Source organism: Vibrio sp. dhg (assembly GCF_003443775.1).
Taxonomy (GTDB): domain Bacteria; phylum Pseudomonadota; class Gammaproteobacteria; order Enterobacterales; family Vibrionaceae; genus Vibrio; species Vibrio natriegens.
Genome location: NZ_CP028944.1, coordinates 1,867,478 through 1,889,288, shown reverse-complemented (window position 1 = coordinate 1,889,288; position 21,811 = coordinate 1,867,478). Strand labels below are relative to the sequence as shown.

The window sequence follows — 21,811 nt, the reverse complement described above, 5'->3', positions numbered from 1 at the left end:
TTTCTTTATCACGGCCTATCACAGCATAGACCTATGATTACAAAACAACCAAACAGTTCTTTTTCGTTAGTTCAAGGCTTTACAAGTTTTGTTACTCTCACTATCATACGCCACACAATGGAGAGATGGCTGAGTGGTTGAAAGCACCGGTCTTGAAAACCGGCATACGTTAATAGCGTATCTAGGGTTCAAATCCCTATCTCTCCGCCACATTTAAGCCGCTGATTTATCAGCGGCTTTTTTCGTTTCAAGGCACCTAGGTTGGCTACTGTGAGTCAATGTATCTGTATAAAAATCATCATTCTGTCTACTATGGTCGTGTTTGCGCTCACAAACGCTTGGTAGTGCTCGGGTTTCCGTTCGATTTTAAATTCAGTCTTGTAACAAAAGAGCGGGCAATCTTGCTCTGTCGGTATTAGTGACGATGTCACCTTGGTTTTCAAAGCTGGGATTGATAAAATCTTTAACCATGTCTCTCGATCCTAAGTTAAAGTTAGGCTTGGAAACATCTTTTGGCGAACACACTTTTGGACAATTTCATTATATAGAAGCTATGGGAACGGCGAGGTTACTGGCCAACAATACAGTTACGACCTTGGTTTTTCGCCATATACAGAGCTGAATCAGCTCTGGTGAAAGCACTTTGTAATGTGTCTTGAGAAGTTAAGTTACAGTAACCAATGCTCACTGTAATGGGAATGCTCATAGCTGATAAACGGCTCTGTGATTCCACTGATGAATGGATTGTATGCAACGTCGCCAGAGCTTGTTTGGAATCATTATCCGCAATAAAGATCACAAACTCCTCCCCTCCGTAGCGGCTAACCAAATCGCCCTTTTTAAGACTACCAGACAGAATTTTAGAGACATAAACGAGCGCGTTATCACCAACGTCGTGACCAAAGCGATCATTTACTTTTTTGAAATGGTCAATGTCGACAACTGCAAGCGTTCCCTGAATAGGCAAATCACCTTGAAACAAATGTGCAATACGCTCATTAATGTAACGGCGGTTGAACAACCCTGTCAGCTCATCCCTAATGGATCTTTCATAGTGCCAGTCAATCTGATTAAAAAGAAATAACGACAATAATCCGCCTAACAAGAAGAAGCAAACTATGTTTTGAGTCACCACGACTGCGACACGGTAATACTCTACTTGACCTGTTACAGCCAATGCAAAAGTAGGAAAACCAGCAGCAACAAGGCAAACCAATGCAGCTAAAGCGAGCATACGCTCGCCCTTACCATTTGAGGTTCTATGTTTGTGACAAAGTAAAAAAGTTGAAGCGTACACCAGAGCAAAATTAACGAACGCAATCTGAACACGCAATTCAAGTGTATTTGGTACGAAGTGATAAATAAGGGTTTGTATCGCTGTATATGAGCAAACATGAACAATTGCTAGCTTCCATAACCATGGCTTAATATCGCGTTGATACCAACTTATAGAGCCAAATAACAACAAATACGCAACTGTCATATACATAAAATTGTTTAATAAAACAGAATAAATAAGCGGAAGCCAGGAGCGAATAGCCATTGCAGCAAATGCAAAACCAAACAGTAGGAAAAAGTAAAAGAAATAAAGTGCTGATCGTCGTTGATAGTGAGTCAACCCTGAACGAATCTGAGATAAAAATATGCAGCCAACAGCACTACAAACAATATTGTTTATTACGCTGGCAAAATCGATGAGGCTTGAGCTTGAATTAATCACTACTTTTTTGCTTAGGCTAAGTGGGTCAAATAAACCGCTGATAATGTAAAGGTGACACAAAACACTCAAACATGTTAACCAATCACTCGATAAGAATCTATTAAAGTTAGATGAGATAAATCGGGTCGAGATGAAAGAAATGAGAATGCCTAGAGTATAACACCTAATCTAAGCTAGGAGATGTCGAATTTACCGTTAGCACCATACTACACAGTAATTAGTCATTGGCTCTGTTAGATATTGCGCATTGACTTTCCACTCGTGTCGATCTTTTGCGACGCCCTATACTTTATTGGCTCAGTAAAATGAATTCAGCTTTACCCCAACGACGTAGCAGAAGTCCCTATCAAATACCCACCAACCATCATTAATACTCCAAATACCAATTTCCTCAACTGGTCGTTAGACAATGGGGGCGGATATCGCCTGGCTACCAAAGTTACTAGTGCGACTAACGGAACTGCAATGACGGACAACCAAATGATACTTGCGCCTAAACTACCATCAAAATACACATAAGCAGTGCGCGAAGCAGAAGTGCAGGCAAAGACCATCAATAGCGTGCTACGTACTAATTCAATGGAAAATGGCTGTCTGTAGAGATGATAAACAATGGGTGGTCCTGCCATGCCAAACAACCCACCAGTGAGGCCGGAGCCGAATCCTGAAAATAAAAAGGACGTCGAAGCGGAGCGCATTACTAACGTCTTCGGTTTAAACATGAAATTGAGCCCTGCGGCTAAAATCATGATGCCTAGTAGACCACGTAATATGTTGGTCGCTGAGTCACTGAGTTGATCGAGCAAAAATACCCCAGCGATCACGCCAGGAACTATACCCGCCACTAAAGCCAGCATGATTTTAAGTTCCCCAGACAAGGGCTTACCTACCAATGCCACTAAGCAATTAAACAAAGTGACGATACTCACCACTGCGGCGATAACGGGCAGTGCAACCAGATTAAGACTCACAGTTAAACCGATCACAATAATACCGAGACCAAATCCAGTCACGGTCTGAAAGTAAGTGCCAATCGTGATGGCGGCAAGAATGGCGAGTAACGTCGGTAATTCCATTTATTTCCCTAGTTGGTTATGTCTTCTTTTATTGAGGCGGATGAAACTTGGTCTATTTTCTTATCTTGTTGAGCCTGAACCGCTGTAACCGCAATCACATTAAAAATGTCCTCAGCGCAACATCCCCGAGATAGATCATTCGCGGGCTGATTTAACCCTTGTAACAAAGGACCTATTGCCACCGCACCGCCTAACCTTTCTGCCAGCTTGTAGCCTATATTTCCCGCTTCTAAATTAGGAAATACCAGAACGTTAGACTGGCCTTTCACTTGCGAATCCGGCAGTTTTTTAGCAGCAATCTCAGTTACGATAGCGGCATCCAACTGAACGTCTTGGTCCACGGCGATATTAGGACAACGCTGTTTCACTAGCTGAGCTGCGTTGCGAACTTTGTCGACAGATTCATGCTTCGCGCTGCCATTAGTAGAGAAAGACAACATGGCCACTTTAGGTTCTTCCATTAATAGCGATTTAGCACTGGTTGATGCGGCAATAGCAATGGAAGCAAGCTGCGTTTCATTAGGATCAATCACCAGTCCGCAGTCACTGAAAATCAAACCACCCTTGAGGTTGTGAAAAGGTTCACACAACATCATCAAAAAGAAGCTCGACACCAACTCACAGCCAGGTGCAGGGCCGATAATTTGTAAAGCCGTACGAACCACATCGGAGGTAGTATAAACAGCACCGTTCACCGTGCCGTCAGCAAACCCTTCTTTCACCATTAAATTGGCAAATATGAGAGGATCTTGAACCTGTTCTAGGGCGTCGTTATAGGACATACCTTTCGCTTTACGCAAAAGGTATAAACGGTCAGCTAATGCTTCTTTAAGAGGCGAACCCTGAGGCGAAACAATTTGAATGCCCGCAAGACTCACATTATGCCGCTCCGCAGTCTCTGCAATCACTTGTTGATCACCAATCAAAGTGATGTATGCCAATTGCTTATCCTCGGCCATCCGCGCTGCGGCAAGCACTCGAGGGTCTTCAGCTTCGCTCAACACCACTCGCTTACGATCTAACTGAGCTTTGTTGATAATCCTTTCCATCGCCTTCATACTATAAATTCCATTTAATGATACATTTTGTTCCATATTTTAATTAAATGTTAATCGCACTAATAAAAAAGATCAAATTTTATTCAGAAAATGGATATATACTAAATTGAAATGTACAATCTTAGACTTCGACGTATCGCAAGGATAAATGACTCTATGCCTACAGAAACACCGCAAGTTCAAGGAGATACTCCTACGCTCAGACTTTTTGCACTATTAGAGGTGATAGCGCAAAAAGACGAGTTCATATCTCTACAAGGATTAGTAGAAGAAACCGGACTACCAAAACCAACCCTGCACCGTATGTTGCAGCAGTTAGAAGCCGCAGGCATCATTCAAAAAGACGGAGATGAAAAGCACTATAGCTCGGGTATTCGTTTGAGAAAGTTAGCTGAGAACTTGTTGCTTAATAGCACCATGCATAGCGCAAGACGCACAATTCTCGAGAACCTCAGAGAAGAGGTGGGTGAAAGTTGTAATTTAACAGCGCTGTCCAGCGGCGAGATCATCTACCTCGATCGTGCAGAAACAGAAGCCCCCCTTCGCTTCCATTTGCATCCGGGGTCACGAGTACCTGTTCACTGCTCTGCAACGGGCAAACTATTTTTAGCGCATATGTCTAAGTCACAACGTAGGCGGCTTATTGAGAATGTTCCTCTCACTCAATATACCGTAAACACGATTACTGATTACTCCGAGTTGGAAAAAAACATCGAGGAAGCAAAAATCCAAGGTTTTGCCATTGATGATGAAGAGTTTCTGCCCGGTCTAGTCTGTATTGCCGTGCTTGTGCCTTCTCCGACAGGACAATCTAATCTTGGTTTAGCAATACAGGCCCCTGTTATTCGCGTCAAACCAGATGAAGCTATTAAGTTCTTGCCTACTCTGCAAAAAGCAGCGAAAGCACTAGCAAAAATAGAAGCCGATAACTGGGGCGAACATTAGTCCCCAAAATACTCAATGGATACGTTAGCCACTTAGCCTGGCAAAACAACCAACCCTGTGGCGCCAGTCGCTGACCTTATTGCCAAACACAAATCCTAACCCCAGTGAGATCCAATCTACTGGGGTTTGTCTCTTTCGGTCGACATGACACAGATCGGTCACTTAAAAACGCAACCGAGAGCACGAATCGGCTGAGAACACACTTCGAGTGGCTATGGTTCTACCATACTTGTTCCACTATTGTGTTTTATATGAATGTAAAAGAAGAAATGGAATAGAATGGATCGCTACCAATCAAATTAAAGATTGATAGCGATAACGAATGGAAAGCTGAGCTAGGATAGGTTTGATTTAACGTAGTAGCCAACAGCGACAAGTTTATTATCGAGCACTCGGTAATAAGTGTGCTTGGTTTCCACTTTGTTCGATTGAGGGTTTAGCCACTGATAGGTGTACACGCCTCGACCGTTTTTCTTAGCTAACGTCAGTAATTCGGTAAGAATAGGCTTATTATCCGGGCTTAAAATCTCATCATGTGAGCGTCCCACCAACTCCGGAGATGCGCCATGAGCAAGAAACTTTCCCGAACTCATGTCCATCACAAACACGTATAAATCGCCCTCAACAAAGCTTCCTTCAGGGTCGTTAAACTCATCAATACTTTTCTGCTCAGATTCCACCATGGCTTTCATCGCTCTAGCGAGTAACCGCTTCGCCTCGGATGTACTAGCGCGCTCTGGGTAGTAGCCGACGGCCACAATCACTTCGCCAACACGCTCAAAGAAGGTGGTTTTAGGCTCCCCCATACGGTCAGTAGGGTTGGTCCAGTTGTATTTCACTTCCCCGTAACCTTGATGTAGCGCCTTGGTGATCATTTCCCGAAAAAACGGTTTGCCATAAACGTCTTGCGTATCAAGCACACTATCGCCAACCAACACCATAGACGAGCCACCGCTCGCTAGGAATTCACCGTCAATACCTAAGGCAAAGACATACAGTTCCCCATCTATGTATTCAGGGTCACTCATGAAATCTTTTACGCTCTCCTCTCCTACTGTTTGCACATGTATAACTGCCTTGGCCAAGAGGGTTTTCGCACGCTTTTCCGCTTCGCTTTCTACGTGAGGCTCCGTGATATCGAATACATTCACGGCAGCGCTATCTTCCGCACGCAAAGCGACACTACCCAACACAATGGACAACGCACAACCTATAACAATCAGTTTCAATATGTTCATGGTTATCTCTCCTAATAGCCAACTAATGACGGTAGCCAAAGCGTGATTTGTGGGAAGAAGGCGATAACAAACACGCCCAGTACCGACGCAAGAACAAATGGGTGAATCTTAGCGGTAATCTGTTCAACTGTGGCTCCACCAATACCCGAGGCGACAAAGATATTTTCGCCGAGAGGCGGAGTAGCAAACCCTATCGATAACGTACAAACCACGACAATACCAACATGGGTTGGGTCAGCGCCTAACATGTACATGATGGGCAACAAGACTGGCACAATGATCATAATCGCCGCTAACGTTTCCATAAACATGCCGATAAACAACAGCAATATGATGGTTAGTGCCCATACGAGATACATATTGTCTGTAAAGCCAAGTAGTGACTCTGCTACCACTACTGGGATTTTCTGTTCAATCAGTAAGCGGCCAAACACGGTTGCCGCAAATAAGATCAATAGAACTCGCCCAGTGATCCATGTCGTTGTCGACAACGATTTAAGAATGTTCTTAAACGAGAGTTCACGGTGTATAAACAAGCCAACAAACAGCGAGTAGAAAATAGCCACCACTGCCGATTCTGTTGGGGTAAACATACCGCTATATATGCCACCAAGGATCAAGAACGGCGCTAAAACAGACCAAAGCCCACGGCGTAATGATTGCCTGATTTCTCCAAATGACCAGTTTTCTGTCAGACCTTGATAGCCTTGCTTTTTCGCAATCATATAGTTGGTAATTACCAAGGTGGATGCCATGATCAGTCCAGGAATCACGCCCGCAACAAACAGCTTTGGAATCGATAGTGATGCAAACTGACCATGTTGAGCAATGGCCTCTGGCGGTGCCATTAAGCCCATGGCAGAGATACCGAAGATAACCAGCGGAATCGACGGCGGGATAATAATCCCAAGCCCACCTGATGCAGCGGTTACTGCGGAAGCATAGCTTTTTTCGTAATCGCGCTTAACCATTGCGGGTACCATTAACATACCCACCGCCGCTGTGGTTGCTGGGCCAGAGCCAGAAATCGCTCCGAAGAACAGACACGCCATAACCGTTGCAGCCCCTAGGCCACCAGTCACTGGTCCCGCCAGGCTTTCAGCAATATCCACTAAACGTTTGGAAATACCAGCGGCTTCCATCAATGCGCCAGCCAATACGAAGGATGGCAGTGCCATCAAAGGGAAGTTGCCCACTGAAGTAAAAGCTATTTGCACTAGTGCAATGGGGTTTTTATCCAATATCAAGTAGGCAGCCATGGATGCGCCTGCGAGCGATACAGTAATTGGTGCGCCTAGAATTAACAGTGTTAAAAAACCACCAAATAGGATTAGAGTTAAATAGGATTCCATAATTACATCTCTCTGTTACGACTCTGGCAGTGACTTTTGAGCGGTCATTTTGCGAAGTTCTTTTACTTCTGGGTCTTCATTCTTGGCACCTTTACACAAGCGCTCATAGTTGTTCCAAATGATCCGAACCATCATCAGAGAAAATGCGATCGGTAAAATCATGTAGAAGTACTTCATCGGGATACCGGTCGTCTGCGATTTCCAGAAAAGATTCATTTTATTGAATACAAAGTCGTAGCAGAGGTACACAAAATAACCGTTAAACAGCAGCCATAGTAAATCCGCTATGGTTTCACTGATGGTCTGTACGATGGGAGGAAAGAACTTAAAGTGGAAACTTACTCGGTTATGGGCTGACATTTTCGCGGCAACCACCGCACCTAAATAAGCAAACCAGACAAACATATAGGTGGCAACTTCATCACCCCAAGGAATGGAATAGTCAAACAGCTGACGAGATAAAATTTGCGTGAAAAGTAGTAAGACAAAGCTCGCTAGTAATAAACAACAGGTGTACTCCTCGATGTTGTTTAGGTGCTTTCTAATTATTTTAGCGACTGACATATAACCTCCAATGTTGATTTTTACATGACAACCAGTCGCTCAATGTGTTTGAGCAGATAAACGAGTAAAGCCATGCAAAAACCCTATCCAACGGGCTGCCGTCAGATAGGGTGTAACTAATCGTTATTGTCTACCCAGTAGCTCAAGAACGTTATCTAGCTTCTCTTTACCCCCAATGCTTGAGTAGAATTTTGGCCATACTGAAGTAGTAACTTTCTCTATCCACTCTTTTTCACCGTTCGCAGGGTCGGTGAATACCATGCCTTTACCTTCGAGATCTTTACGGATCTTGATTTCCGTTTCTTCTAAGTAAGCAAAACTGTGATCTGTTGCCTCTTGACCGGCCTCAAGAATGGTCTTTTGCATCTCTGGAGATTGTTGCTGGAACACTGACTCACTGATGATGAGCGGTTCAAGCGAAAAGATGTAGCGGATGTTAGTAACGTACTTTTGTACCTCATTGAACTTCATCGCATACACTGTAATGTATGGGTTATCTTGACCGTCAACCACACCTTGTTGCAGACCCGTAAAGGTTTCAGACCAAGCCATTGGTGTTGGGTTTACGCCCCAAGCTTGGTAAGAAGCAATCATGATTTCGTTACGAGGAACACGAATCACCAGCCCTTTTAGATCTTCTGGCGAGGCAACTGGCTTCTTCGAGTTGGTCAATACTCGAAAGCCTGAATACGCCCAACCAACGATTCGAACACCAGCATCTCGAATGGTGTTTTCTACCAATTCCTGACCTACCTTTCCTTGTGTCAAAAGCACGGCTTCTTCAGGGCTTTGAATCACATAGGGCATCGTTAATAAGCCAACCGTTGGTGAAAATGGAGTTACGTTGTTAATTGCTAAAACGGAAAAATCTAACAGACCAATAGCCGCATCATTAACGGTGTCTTGTTCATTACCCAATTGTCCATTTGGGAATAGGTCAATTTTTACTTTGCCATCTGTCTTTTTATCCATCAACTCGGAAAAAGTCTTGGCTAATTCCCATTGCGTTCCACCAGCAGCATCGCCGATAGCCATTTTGAAGTTTGCTGCCGAAGCCGTGTACGAAAACACTGCTGTCGCTGCAATTGTCACTCCAGCAATGATTTTGTTTTTAATAAGTTTCATAGTCTTAACCTTTCATAACGTACAGACATCCACTCTGTACTTTGCTTACAAGGTGACCTGGTACAACTTTCCTGGTCGTCGTCATTTCCCTATTTTGGAGATAGGCTTTGAGTGTTACAGCACTTCATCCTTTAGTGAGTACCACTGGTAAAGGAATCGCTGTCCTACTCGTCGAAATGGTGCAAACATCTCCGATTCCACCACTTCCCTCACGTTTGGAAACGGAAGTTTTGATTCGAATATTGGTAAGTCGAGCTTGTGTCCCTCTCCTCCAATCCACTGAGCCAGACGTTTACCGGCTTGTGCTGAATACATCACACCATTACCGCCATAACCCAAGGCGTAGAAGATGGATTGTGATGGATTTGGTTGATAGATTCTTGGCATCATGTCGTGGCTTACGTCCACCCACCCCCACCATGAGTAATCAATTTGGATTTGGTCTAATGCTGGGAATTTTCGCGTAAGGTCTGAACGTAACATGTCCTCGTATTTCTTCTCTGGCGCATTCTTACCGGTAATCGCACTACGAGTTCCAATCTGAACTCGATTGTCTGGAAGTAAACGATAGTAATGACGAAGTACGCGAGTATCCGTAATCACCTGATTGGTTTTGAAGTTACACGCGGCAATTTCGTCTTGAGTTAAAGGACGCGTTACCATTGAGTTTGATAAGACTGGGAGCAAACGGTTTTTTAACTCCGAGTGCAGACCCTGACTGGTATAACCGCCAGTACAAACCCCCACCGAGCGAGCCTTTACCACACCACCAGGTGTTTTGAGGTAGTGTACGCCACCGCGAGTTTCCCACCCCATAACAGGGCTAGCTGGATGGACCTTTACACCCAACGCGCGCGCTTTTCTCAAGTAGCCAAAAGCCAACTTACCTGCATGAATACCAATACCTTCTGGTTCGTGCATCGCACCTGCCGCTTCTTGGTCGCCGACATAGTCTCGTTTTACCGTGTCAGCATCTAAAATTTGCGCATCGTAGTTGAAGGTTTCGCGAAGCAATTTCGCTTCTTTCTCTAATCCCGGCATCATCTTTGGACGATGGGCCACATATAGGTGACCACCGGGTTGTGGGTCACAGTCGATATCCTTGATCAGTTCCTTGAATGTGTTCATGCCATCCACACACTCGCGGTGCATTTTCAAAGCCGTTTCAAGGCCCCAACGTTCAATCCACTGAGAACGCTTTAGTCGTCCTGACGCACATTGAGCCTGACCGCCATTACGGGTGCTACATCCCCAACTCAAGCGATTCGCCTCGATAACTGTTGCTTTAATCCCATACATTTCCGCAAGGTGAATTGCAGTACTTAAGCCCGTAAACCCAGATCCAATAATCGCAACATCGACATCCATATCCGATGTGATTGGGCCATCGTCTTCCGGTGGAGCACCCGCTGTATCTACCCAGTAAGTTGGGGCGTATTCTTTACCATGACCCGGCGTTTTATCCTTTAGCGGATCATATTTAGGATCGTATTTATCTTTCGCTTGGGTGCTTTTCGCATTAGTTTCTACAGCATCGACTGCTGGTTCTTCCATTACTAAACTCATAATTCGACTCTCCTAGTCATAACCCCTGAACGAATAGTGGTTGCCATGTTTACTTATTTGGAGTGATAACTGGTCGAGCTTTTCTAAAGGCATTCTTAACACTGATTTTTCCATCACGCAGAGTAAAAACATCCACCATACGAGCTTCGATCACCGTACCGTCAGGGTTGGTAGCAGAGAAGGTTGATTCCGTTACTGCACGATCGCCACAAACAAAGTGCACAGGGTCGCTCCAAGTCGCATCTGGGAAATTCTGCCAAACCAGTTCGAAGCTATTACGAACGGCTTCGTACCCTTCAATGGTGTTTCCAAGCAAGCCATCTCCTGCGACGGTCTGAAACACACAATCATCGGTCATAAATGACATTAATGCGTCAATGTCGTGGTTATTCCAGGCATCGCTAAAGGACTGTAAAAATGTCGTGTCGACTTGGTTTTCCTGTAATAATGTTGCTGTGTTTGTTTGCATATTCATGTTCCAAAGACCTTTTATTTTTTCGTTATTGGTTTAATACAGAGCAGTTCTACATTGCCGTTTTATTAGAGCATTTAAACTATAATTACGAACAATTAACAAGTTTATAACATACCTCCACTCTAACTTTCAGTTGTGGTATGTACAAACTCTAAGCTCACAGATTTAATTTTTTTATAATTTAATTTTTGACCTAGTAAGTTTTAAAATCGTTTTTCATCGACTGATTATTCAAACGCTTGTTTATTTTCTACGTTAATTTGTTGTTAGTCGAAATCAAAGTCTTGATTATACTTACGCCCATATTGTTCTAGTTTCCTATCATGAAAATTGACTTCAAAGTCGTCTTTAATTTCGCCACTTTGACTGTCTAAGTCATTTTCCGAACTAGATTCAAAATCTATACTCGTCATTTTTTCTTCAACATTCGATGTTGTCTTATTTAATTCACTCATAGATATCAGCTCCTTTAATAAGTTATTTTTCACTGAGGGTAAAATATTAATAGATATTAGATCTTTCACATACTCTTGCTCATCATGAAGAGAATGTATACAGCTATTTATTTCGTTTATAAATGGATGAATTGAATACCATTTATCCTGTTGTTGCTCCTGAAAATCGCAGTCGACAGCTTTAAATACCTTAGTACTTTCAATATGATGGGGCGAACTTATAAAACTAGCCTTATGACGTCCCTGAACCTTTATGATATTGATGCAATCCTTGGTCGAACTGTTACAGACAGACCATATCGCGTTAAAAAGACTCTCAGTCCACTCTAGTAGTCGTGTAGGAAACCCTTGTTGTTCGGACAAACACATTAATAGCCATTCATTAACAGCACGGGAACCCAGCATCGGTACTCCGTAAACTTTCATTGTGGAAAGAAGTTCTTGTTCTACTCTTCTAAGGTTATTGCTATTTACTTTGCCTAAACTTGGAATTAGTGCACCGACTTTATATTCTTCCGCTCGATATATTAATGTGTTATTGCTTTTGGACTCAGAAAATACATTTACTATTTCATATAATTCTTCGAGCGTACTGATATAATATTTACCGTTCATAATGAATACTCTTACCATCGAAAAACAAAATAATAATTAAACTATTCTCTGAATATAAATAACCGTCAACATATATACTGCGATAAACATTGCATTCAATAAAAGCAATATAATTGGTTTCCATCCTAGAGAGAAAAGCTTCTCAAATGATGTTTTTACGCCTAGAGCGGCAATAGAAATAACTAAACACCACTTAGATATCTCTGACATTCCTTCTGACACTGTAGGAGGTACCAGGTTAAAGCTATTGATTACAATCAGTGCAATAAACATCACCAGGAAGAACGGTATGATTGGGGCGTTAATATGCGATTCTTGACCATCATTCTTTCTCTGCGCACGAAATGACAATGCAATTAACAGTATCACTGGCATCAGCATCGCGACTCGAAACATTTTCGCTAATGTTGAAGCATCCCCGATCTCGGTAGACAACATAAAGCCCGCACCGACCACCTGAGCCACATCATGAATGGAGCCACCCAAAAACATACCCGCTTCACTCGGTGATAACTGTAGTGAAGTAACGACAAATGGATAAAGAACCATGGCTATCGTTGAAAATGCAGCAACACCAATCGCCGTCATTAATGTGTATTGCTCGTTCTCTTTGCTCTGTGGAATCGTAGATGAAATCGCCATCGCCGCGGAGATGCCGCAAATCCCTGTTGCGCCGCCTGCCAGTAACCCAAATGTACCAGACACCTTAAGTAGCTTTGCGAACAAAAGGCTGAACATAATCGTCAGCACTACAGCACCAGCTAGGATACCCACGCCATGAAGACCTATGGTACTGACATCACTAAAGGCAATGCGCACACCTAACAAGGCAACACCAATTCGAACCAACTTCTTAGCCGCAAACTCAATACCGGCACCACATTTTTCATGGTCAGAGAGAAAATGCAGAGAAATACCCAGTAATAGTGCATAAAGAAACTTAGGACCGCCGTAGTGATCAGAGACAAACGTTGCCGCTGCGGCTATTACAATACTGAGTAATAATCCCGGTGCGATGCCCGTCGCTTCTCCATATAGCGTTCTGGGCATTTTCATGGTTTTAGAAATCATCGCTTCCACCTTTCCGTGTGTTCAAAATGCCCGGCCATATAATGGCCGGACATACTCCCCGAGACCTATACGTAGTCTTTGTATTTATCTAGGAAGCGAACAGGTTTCGACAGTGCGTCGCGACGGAACGGGTCGCCCAGTTCCTGTGTACACATGATTTCGATGACTGTTGTTTTGCCCTCGTTCATCTGCATGTCGATGGCTTTTTGAAGTGTTGGACCTACATCTTCCAGCTTATCAACCGTGATACCTTCAGCACCCATTGCTCTCGCGATTTCAGCGAAGCTTTGGTTGTCTAGCTCACCGGCCACGAAGCGACGGTTGTAGAAGTCCACTTGGTTTTTCTTCTCAGCGCCCCATTGACGGTTGTGGAATACCACCGCAGTCACAGGAATGTTGTGACGAACACATGTCATCGTTTCCATTAGACTCATGCCCCACGCACCGTCACCTGCATAAGAAATAGCAGGACGATGTGGCGCCGCAACTTTTGCACCAATGATGGTTGGGAAGGCATAACCACAGTTACCAAAACTCATCGCGGCAAAGAAGCTGCGTGGTTTTTCGAAACGTAGATAGCTATTAGCAACAGAGTTAATGTTGCCGATGTCAGTAGACACCATTACATCTTCTGGCATAGCTTTTTCGAGCTCACGAAGCACTTGGCGTGGGTGCAGATATTCACCACCAGAGAACGGCGTTTCTTGTGCGTTTTCTTCGATCATATCCAAACTGAATGGGTCACGTTCGTGTGTCCATTCATCCAGCTCTTTTTCCCACAGCGCCTTTTCCGTTGCGACTGTGTCTTGGCGAGACGCTTTGTTTTCATCACAAAGTAGTTCACGACCTTCTAGTCGTTCTTTTAGTGCAACTGCAGCAGCTTTAGCATCACCACAAATGCCGACAGAAATTTTCTTAACCAGACCAAGCATCTTATTGTCGGCATCAATTTGGATGATTTTTGCGTTCTTTGGCCAGTAGTCCATACCGTGTTGAGGTAAAGTACCAAATGGACCAAGACGTGTACCCAATGCAATAACCACATCCGCTTGGGCAATCAACTTCATCGCTGCTTTAGAGCCCTGATAGCCAAGTGGACCACACCACAATGGGTGGCTTGCCGGGAATGAATCATTGTGCAGATAACTATTCACAACTGGTGCACCCAGTCTTTCTGCTAATGCCGCACATTCTTCAACAGCATCGGCCATGACCACCCCACCACCAGAAATGATGACTGGGAATTTCGCTTCGGCAATCAGATCCGCAGCTTCATTAAGTGACTTTTCGCCACCTGGACCTCTGTCTAGTCGAGCTGGTTTTGGAATTTCCGTTTTGATTTCACCGTAGAAATAGTCACGTGGAATATTCAACTGAGTCGGTCCCATTTCACTCATAGCGCGGTCAAAACAGCGACCGGTGTATTCCGCCATACGCTCTGGGTGTGTCACGTGACCTTGATATTTAGTGAACTCTTGGAACATAGGAAGTTGGTTACATTCTTGGAAACCACCCAACCCCATTGTTTTTGTACCTGTTTCTGGCGTAACAATAACCACTGGGCTGTGTGCCCAATAAGCAGCTGCAATCGCAGTAACACAGTTACTGATACCAGGACCATTTTGACCGATAACCACACCGTGACGACCTGATACACGTGAGTAACCATCCGCCATGTGAGCAGCCCCCTGCTCGTGCACCACTGGAATTAATCGAATGCCAGCAGGAGCAAATATGTCCATTGCATCCATAAATGCTGATCCCATGATGCCGAACATGTCTGTCACATCATTGGCGACCATAGTTTCAACAAACGCTTCTGATGGTGTCATCGTTGTATTGCCGGAAACAACCGTGCGTTTTTCTTGCTCGCTCATCCTTCCCTTCTCCTTGAGTTGAACTAAAATTTCATTTTTCGGAATGAATTGTCTCTTTTTTGCATTCACATTCACCTTAGTAGGAGATTTTTTGCGCGTCAACGATTTATCTTTAATTGGAATGATTTATTCCAATTAACAAAACTAGATCACATTGTTAACAATATTTTGTACAAATAGTGTCGTTAACTTAGATTTAGCTGTTCATAATCGACGAACATCACCAACATTTGCAGGTAGTTCGCAAGATATATAGAGGGAATGAGCAATGAAAGAAACGGAATTGATACCGACGAGACAAGTAAGCGTCAGAGAATGTTTTGGTATAGACAGTAATTTAACAGTATCGGCATTTGAGCACGGTGGCGAGTATGTTCCGCAAATCGATCCAAATTACTGTTTTGACCCTGAAGTGACGCTAGCCATCCTAGCGGGCTTCTCATCAAATCGTCGCACTCTCATTCAAGGCACACACGGAACCGGTAAGTCTTCTCACATAGAACAAGTGGCAGCTCGACTGAACTGGCCCTGCCTGAGAATAAACCTTGATGGACATTTGAGCAGACTCGATTTCATCGGGAAAGACAGCATCGTTATAAAAGACGGCATGCAAATCACCGAGTTTAAAGAAGGCATCCTTCCACAAAGTATCCAACAACCTATCGCACTGGTATTGGATGAATACGATGCAGGGCGACCAGATGTGATGTTCGTTATTCAGCAATTGCTTGAGCAAGATGGCAAATACACCTCATTGGAGCAAAACCGCGTCATTACCCCGCACCCATATTTTCGATTGTTCGCCACATGTAACACGCTCGGTCTCGGCAATTTTTCTGGTCTGTATTCAGGTACACAAGTGCTCAATCACAGTCAGTTGGATAGATGGAATATCATCGTTACTCTGAACTACCTTGATCCTCAACACGAAGCCAATATCGTGTTATCCAAGAATCCGGAACTCAATAATGAACAAGGTTTGCAGCTAGTTGAGCAAATGATCGCAACAGCCGGAATGACTAGAAACGGTTTTATGGCGGGCGATTTATCTACAGTAATGTCTCCCAGAACGGTGCTGACATGGGCAGAGAACATTCGTATCTTTAACGACGTCGCAACCGCGTTCAGGCTGTCATTTCTAAATAGATGTGAAGAAGAAGAAAAACAGCTTGTTTGCGAATACTACTTCCGCTGCTTTGGTGAACCTTTGATTGCCAATCCATCAGTTAGCTCTGGTATGGAGCAACTTAGCCATGGCTAATGTGTCGTCTCAACAGAAAAAAATCCTCGATCTTAGTGTCTCCGTTGCCAGAGCGATCAGTGGAAATCTCACACTTAATTATAGGGGTGAGCGTTTATATAGAGGCGATCAACCTTGCTACTTTCTCTCAGCCCACACCAATGACCTCACTTTTGTTTCTCGCCATGAGTTAACTAAGAGCAAAATGGCTATGCAAGGTAAGATCGATTCTTCAGCGTTGCGCCTTTTGGTGTCAGACGCAGAGCTTCATTACTCGCAACGCCCCAATGGCGAAGTTGAACGTCTATTGTTTGATTTTTGCGAGCAAGTCCGAATCGAGTCCCAAGTCCCGCATTACTTAGCAGGTATTCAAGTTAGCACTCGATTCAACTTTTGTTATTGGAGTGAACAGTACCATCAGAATGGCTTCACTGAGTCTCGTCTTGGTATGCTTCTTTTTACGCTTATGCAGGTCATCCATTCGCGTTTAACAGGGATACCTGTTTCGGAACCTATCGCTGAGGCTATCGAATCCACTCGAGCTGGAATAGTACCGATCATAGGCACTTGTCTGGTACAACTAAAAAGACATCGATTAGATCAGCGTTTGTACGCCACTTATGCCAATCAACTTGCGACTCTCGTCAGTGAACTTATCGATCAAGAACAAGAAGAATCAAACAATCAAACCATTCCTGCCGTTGAAGAAGACATTAAAATCCTTGCCCAACTGGCGCTAATTGTAGACGGGGACATCGAAGACCAAGAATACGACGCGGATATCACTGGTAGCAGTAAAGCTTTCCAACTCGCTGGGTCTAAATATCAAGTTTTTAGTCGAGAGTTTGACCGAGAGGTTGGTGCTGAAACAGTGGTTAGACAAGCGTTATTGCTTGAGCTACGACAAAAGCTTACCGACGACATGATGGCAAGACAGGTTAACACTCGTCGTTTAGCAGCAATACTGTCTAGCATTGTCCAAACCCCGCAGCGAAACAAACGCCAAGATCATCTGGAAGAAGGAGTCGTTAATGCGAACACCATAACCAAACTGGTTACTTCTCCGCTTGAACGCACCATATTCTCACAACCAGAACTCGGTGCATCCCATCAATGCGCCATTACATTTTTGATGGACTGCTCTGGCTCCATGCAAAAGCACAGTCATAAAATGAGCTTGTTGATGGACACACTGCTTAAATCCGTAGGTCTAACCGAAGTTCCTTTTGAAATCCTTGGCTTCACAACCGGGAATTGGAACGGCGGGAAAGTTTATCGACAATGGCTACAACAAGGACAACCAAAAAAACCTGGTCGCTTAAACGAACTTCGACATATTATATTCAAAGACTTCGATACTCATTGGCGACGAGCTCGACTCGGCATCGCCAGCTTACGAAAAGCCGACATTTTCAAAGAAGGAATTGACGGAGAAGCCGTACAGTTTGCCGCTCAACGTCTCTCTGCACAAGGTGCGAAGCGAAAGATACTTATCGTATTCTCCGATGGCTGTCCCATGGACACTGCCACTAGCACAGCCAACGACCAATTTTATCTCGATAATCATTTAAAGCAGGTCATCGAGCGCGAAGCAAACCGCAATAAAATAGAAATCTACGGTGTCGGCATGGGCGTTGACCTAAGTCCTTACTATCGGAACAACATCATTTTGGATGTAAAGGAAAGCTGTCTGTTTAGTTTGTGTCGAGAGGTGTTTGGGGTACTAAGGAAGTAGAGCTGGCACCGTTCACCCCTGTTTAAGCCAATTGAACTGCTCGGTCTAGTCGGCACTTTAGCAAAAAGGCCGCTAAGAATTTAACGGCCTCTTTCGTTTCTGCAATTTTAATTGGCAGCGACTGAAAGGTGCGATTTAGGCGCAAACTTGTCATGGTTTTGTATCACGGACTCTAAATCGGCATAACATCCATCTGCGATAGAAAACTTACGTTGTTCATAATTTGGCGAAACTAAGTAAGTCGTCATGTTCGCTCTTTTGGCCGCCGTCAGGCCTGTAAAGCTATCTTCAATAACTAAACATTCTGCGACATCGAATTGGAGTTTGCGGGCAGCAGTTAAATAAACATCTGGATGGGGTTTACCATATTCTTCATCTTCAGCGCTGCAGACAACACTGAACTTGTCCCACAACTGAAGGCGATTGAAGACTGCGTTAATGACTACATGGTTAGAAGATGTTGCCAATGCGACCTTTAACCCTTGGTTGGCAAAGTAGTCTAATGCCTCGTAAACGCCGGTCATCGCCTCACCCAAAGTAGAAATACGATGACACAACTTCGAAAGGATCATCGCTTCCAGCTCTTTCGTTTGAACGGTCAATGAATATGCCTCACACCAAATTTGCGCTATTTCATCAACACGCTTCCCCATTGTCATTTTTTCGCAGTCATCACGTGTAATACACACACCAAAACTGTCGAGTGATTCCATCTGCGCCTCTTGCCACAGAGGCTCAGAATCAATGAGTACACCATCCATATCAAAAATAACCGCTTTTATATTCATGCTTACCTCAAAATTAGAAAAGGTATGACAACCAAAACCATTGCCATACCCTAAGTCTTTTAAACGACAGACACTTTATCTGACTCAACAAATGTCGTTTCAAACCCTGGTTGTTCAACATTAATCAAGTAGGTAAAGAAAAAGGCCAGCACGTACAACGTAGTGTAGGCAATAACCACACCGATTGTGCTGAAGTACGGTAGTAATACCACCGCAATGGCTGGCGCAAGAAAGTTAGACAATCCGGCAGATAAGTTATAAACCGAAATCGCCGCGCCTTTGTGGTTTGGTTCCAGTGCAGGAAACACTGCCGCCATTGGTACAAAGGCTGCTACAAAGATCCCCAGAGAAATGGCCGGGATCAATGCCATGTAAAAGTTATTACCGAAATGCTGAGGAATGTAATAGAACGCAAGGCTAGATAGTGCCATTCCCACACAACCGAACCAACGTACTACTTTCATCCAGCCCAGTTTTTCGCCCAAGATTCCCCAAAAGACGTTAGAAAAGATGGTGGTGAAGAAGAACACTGCCCAAACCTGAAGCCACTCAGACGTAGTAAAGCCAAGATCATCGACAAACATCATCGGCATGATGACCGCAAAACCGAAAAGCGACAGCGTGTTAATAATGCGTACAAAGCTTGAGAAAAGTATGTTTTTGTTGGTGTAAAGAAGCGTTACTGCTCGGCTTAATTCGGTCAGTTTCTGCTTGTTAGTCAGGTTATGCATGTGCGTCGGCGTTTTAACATTACGCAGAGCGACCATGGCGATTAGACCACCCGCGGCACAAAATGCCAGCGATAACCACAAGGTACCAAACTCGCCAATCCAAGGAATAGTAAAGCTAGGAATGTAGCTACCCGCAACACCAATACCGATGGAATATACCGTCCAGAACCAGCCGAGTGCGGAGCTTACGCCATCACTGCGAACGTTATGTACAATCACCACAATAAATGAGTAAAGGAACAGTGGGTAAGCAAGGCCACGAATTCCGTAAAACAGTAAAATGAGTCCGTAGTTTGACTGGCTCAACCCAAGGGTTAAGAACAGTACATGGAATACACACCAGAGTAGAAAACCAATTTTCATCGTTTTCTGTGGAGTAATGATTTCCGCTACCACACCGGATACCCAAGCGGCCAACGCCGCAGCCAGACCGTACAGTGTAAATGCAAAAGATGACTGAGCCGGACTAAAGCCAAGCTCGGTAATGTAGTGCGACAGAAACGCCAGTTCAAAGCCATCACCAGTCATAAAGATTGCGATAGCGACGTATCCCCATATCAGATTGAGCGGCAATCCAAGCCACTGTTTGCTTACGTTTTCCATATATTCCTCGTTTCGTAGGGTAAAGGAATCCCACGCCCCCTCCTTTTTCTTTTTGGGGGGCGTAGTCCATTTTTAGTTGTGATGTTCTTTCTAAGGAGGCTCTAAACGGCCAGTGTTATGCCCGCAGAGTCAAATCGTTTTGGTAAAGGGCGCGAAAACGTGAATAACGCTCAGACAGCTCTGCTTCACGCTCGACATTCGGTTGATAAACGCGGTGAATTTCCGGCTTCTTACATACTTCATCCACCGATTTCCCTGAAGCTAGGCAAGCAAGTCGAGCCGCCCCTAACGCCCCACCCGTTTCACCACCTTTGTGAGTCATCGTTGGCAAGTGAAGAATATCGGCGAGTAACTGCGCCCAGAACGAGCTACGTGCACCACCACCCACCAATGAACACTGTTCGATGTGCGTACCGCTTTCTTGCAACACACGCAGACCATCAGCAATACCAAAGCTCACCCCTTCGATCACCGCATAGCCAAGTAAGGCACGGTTGGTGGAATGGGTCATACTGTGGAACATACCCGTCGCTTCCGGATCGTTATGTGGCGTACGCTCACCAGACAGATACGGTAAGAAAATTGGCGCTTTTGCTTTCTCTTCTTCACTAAGCTGCTCAATTTCAGCCAACAACTCCACTTCCGTTGTGCCTACTATGCGGCAGAACCATTGAAGGCAGCTGGCAGCACTTAGCATGACACTCATCTGATGCCATCGTTGTGGCAAAACATGACAGAAGGCGTGTACGGCAGACTCAGGTGCGGGGCGATATTTCTCGTTGACCACAAACAGTACGCCAGAAGTGCCAAGGGAAATAAAAGCATCACCCGGACTTACCGCACCAACACCGATTGCGCTTACGGCATTATCACCACCTCCACCAGCGACGATTACCGAAGGACTTAGCCCCCATTTGTGGGCTAAGTCAGCGGACAAAGAAGCCGATACTTCACAGCCCTCGACCAGTTCGGGCATTTGTTCCCGCGTTAGCTGGCATTTGTCGAGCAGAGAATCTGACCAGTCACGCTTAGCGACATCCAACCATAACGTGCCTGCAGAATCCGACATGTCGGAAACTTTTTTGCCAGTCATTTTGAAGCGAAGATAATCTTTCGGCAGCAGCACTGTGCTAATGCGGGAAAAGTTTTCAGGTTCATGCTTGCGAACCCAAATTAACTTAGGCGCCGTAAATCCTGGCATCGCAAGGTTGCCCGCAATTTCATGCAGATCCGGAGCGGCCGCTTCAAGTTCGTTGCACTCTTCGTGACAACGTGTGTCGTTCCACAAAATAGCTGGACGAATCACATCATTGGTCTCATCCAGAAGCACTGCGCCATGCATCTGTCCAGACAAACCAATGGCTTTAATTGCTCCCCAATGCTCAGTGCATTTCTCACGCAGCGCCCCGATCAAATAGTTCGTTGCTTCCCACCACTCTTGCGGTGCCTGTTCCGACCAATGAAGATGCGGGCGTTGAATCGTCAGTGGTGCGCTGTGTGAAGCGACCGTTTCACCGTGTTCATCAATCACCAACGCTTTCACTTCTGAGGTGCCGAGATCTATACCTAGATACATG

General features: G+C 44.6%; 18 protein-coding genes and 1 tRNA gene. 4 read left to right on the top strand and 15 right to left on the bottom strand.

Annotated features, from left to right (window positions below):
• The first annotated feature begins 119 nt into the window (after positions 1-119).
• Positions 120-210: transfer RNA gene (locus DBX26_RS24180), tRNA-Ser, on the top strand.
• Positions 211-568: 358 nt separating this feature from the next.
• Here the strand turns inward: DBX26_RS24180 and DBX26_RS25700 are convergent.
• The 3 genes from DBX26_RS25700 to pta all read right to left on the bottom strand — a co-directional run bounded on the left by DBX26_RS25700 (position 569) and on the right by pta (position 3,854).
• The gene (locus DBX26_RS25700; protein WP_254063584.1) at positions 569-1,234 is read right to left on the bottom strand and encodes a GGDEF domain-containing protein; all 666 of its coding nucleotides are present in this window, start codon (positions 1,232-1,234) and stop codon (positions 569-571) included.
• Positions 1,235-2,037: 803 nt separating this feature from the next.
• On the bottom strand, positions 2,038-2,796 hold the full coding sequence (locus DBX26_RS24170) for a TSUP family transporter (protein WP_118121144.1): 759 nt from the start codon (positions 2,794-2,796) through the stop codon (positions 2,038-2,040).
• 8 nt (positions 2,797-2,804) lie between these two features.
• The gene (gene pta / locus DBX26_RS24165) at positions 2,805-3,854 is read right to left on the bottom strand and encodes a phosphate acetyltransferase (RefSeq protein ID WP_118121143.1); all 1,050 of its coding nucleotides are present in this window, start codon (positions 3,852-3,854) and stop codon (positions 2,805-2,807) included.
• A gap of 156 nt (positions 3,855-4,010) precedes the next feature.
• Between pta and DBX26_RS24160 the strand changes: the two genes are divergently transcribed.
• On the top strand, positions 4,011-4,799 hold the full coding sequence (locus DBX26_RS24160; protein ID WP_020335189.1) for an IclR family transcriptional regulator: 789 nt from the start codon (positions 4,011-4,013) through the stop codon (positions 4,797-4,799).
• A 335-nt stretch (positions 4,800-5,134) separates the two neighbouring features.
• Here DBX26_RS24160 and DBX26_RS24155 read toward each other — a convergent pair whose 3' ends face one another.
• From DBX26_RS24155 to xsc, 9 genes are all read right to left on the bottom strand, one after another.
• Positions 5,135-6,037 (bottom strand): cache domain-containing protein, encoded by a 903-nt coding sequence (locus DBX26_RS24155; RefSeq protein ID WP_118121142.1) that lies wholly within the window; start codon positions 6,035-6,037, stop codon positions 5,135-5,137.
• Positions 6,038-6,048: 11 nt separating this feature from the next.
• Entirely contained in the window at positions 6,049-7,389 is a 1,341-nt protein-coding gene (locus DBX26_RS24150; RefSeq protein ID WP_020335191.1) for a TRAP transporter large permease, read from the bottom strand.
• A 15-nt stretch (positions 7,390-7,404) separates the two neighbouring features.
• A complete protein-coding gene (locus DBX26_RS24145) occupies positions 7,405-7,953 on the bottom strand; it encodes a TRAP transporter small permease (protein ID WP_020335192.1) in 549 nt (182 codons plus the stop codon).
• Between the two features lie 123 nt (positions 7,954-8,076).
• Entirely contained in the window at positions 8,077-9,078 is a 1,002-nt protein-coding gene (locus DBX26_RS24140; RefSeq protein ID WP_118121141.1) for a TRAP transporter substrate-binding protein, read from the bottom strand.
• Positions 9,079-9,192: 114 nt separating this feature from the next.
• Positions 9,193-10,644, bottom strand: coding sequence for an FAD-binding oxidoreductase (locus tag DBX26_RS24135; protein WP_020335194.1), 1,452 nt, complete (start codon positions 10,642-10,644; stop codon positions 9,193-9,195).
• Positions 10,645-10,693: 49 nt separating this feature from the next.
• Positions 10,694-11,119 (bottom strand): nuclear transport factor 2 family protein, encoded by a 426-nt coding sequence (locus DBX26_RS24130; RefSeq protein ID WP_020335195.1) that lies wholly within the window; start codon positions 11,117-11,119, stop codon positions 10,694-10,696.
• Between the two features lie 266 nt (positions 11,120-11,385).
• On the bottom strand, positions 11,386-12,189 hold the full coding sequence (locus DBX26_RS24125; RefSeq protein ID WP_118121140.1) for an FRG domain-containing protein: 804 nt from the start codon (positions 12,187-12,189) through the stop codon (positions 11,386-11,388).
• Between the two features lie 36 nt (positions 12,190-12,225).
• On the bottom strand, positions 12,226-13,260 hold the full coding sequence (locus DBX26_RS24120; RefSeq protein WP_118121139.1) for a YeiH family protein: 1,035 nt from the start codon (positions 13,258-13,260) through the stop codon (positions 12,226-12,228).
• 65 nt (positions 13,261-13,325) lie between these two features.
• The gene (gene xsc / locus DBX26_RS24115) at positions 13,326-15,137 is read right to left on the bottom strand and encodes a sulfoacetaldehyde acetyltransferase (RefSeq protein ID WP_020335198.1); all 1,812 of its coding nucleotides are present in this window, start codon (positions 15,135-15,137) and stop codon (positions 13,326-13,328) included.
• Positions 15,138-15,405: 268 nt separating this feature from the next.
• Here xsc and DBX26_RS24110 point away from each other — a divergent pair, with 268 nt between their 5' ends.
• Both DBX26_RS24110 and DBX26_RS24105 read left to right on the top strand, forming a co-directional pair.
• Complete coding sequence (locus DBX26_RS24110; RefSeq protein WP_118121138.1) at positions 15,406-16,398, top strand: MoxR family ATPase; 993 nt, start codon at positions 15,406-15,408, stop codon at positions 16,396-16,398.
• On the top strand, positions 16,391-18,112 hold the full coding sequence (locus DBX26_RS24105; protein WP_118121137.1) for a cobalamin biosynthesis protein CobT: 1,722 nt from the start codon (positions 16,391-16,393) through the stop codon (positions 18,110-18,112). Before DBX26_RS24110 ends, DBX26_RS24105 begins: the two co-directional genes overlap by 8 nt.
• Before the next feature lie 107 nt (positions 18,113-18,219).
• On the opposite strand, the gene hxpB is transcribed toward DBX26_RS24105, so the two are convergent.
• The 3 genes from hxpB to xylB all read right to left on the bottom strand — a co-directional run bounded on the left by hxpB (position 18,220) and on the right by xylB (position 21,810).
• Positions 18,220-18,900 carry a hexitol phosphatase HxpB gene (gene hxpB, locus DBX26_RS24100; protein WP_118121136.1) on the bottom strand — a complete coding sequence of 227 codons (681 nt, stop codon included), beginning with the start codon at positions 18,898-18,900 and terminating at the stop codon, positions 18,220-18,222.
• Positions 18,901-18,959: 59 nt separating this feature from the next.
• Positions 18,960-20,234 (bottom strand): MFS transporter, encoded by a 1,275-nt coding sequence (locus DBX26_RS24095; RefSeq protein WP_014234530.1) that lies wholly within the window; start codon positions 20,232-20,234, stop codon positions 18,960-18,962.
• Positions 20,235-20,349: 115 nt separating this feature from the next.
• Positions 20,350-21,810 carry a xylulokinase gene (xylB, locus tag DBX26_RS24090; RefSeq protein WP_118121135.1) on the bottom strand — a complete coding sequence of 487 codons (1,461 nt, stop codon included), beginning with the start codon at positions 21,808-21,810 and terminating at the stop codon, positions 20,350-20,352.
• Position 21,811: the final 1 nt, after the last annotated feature.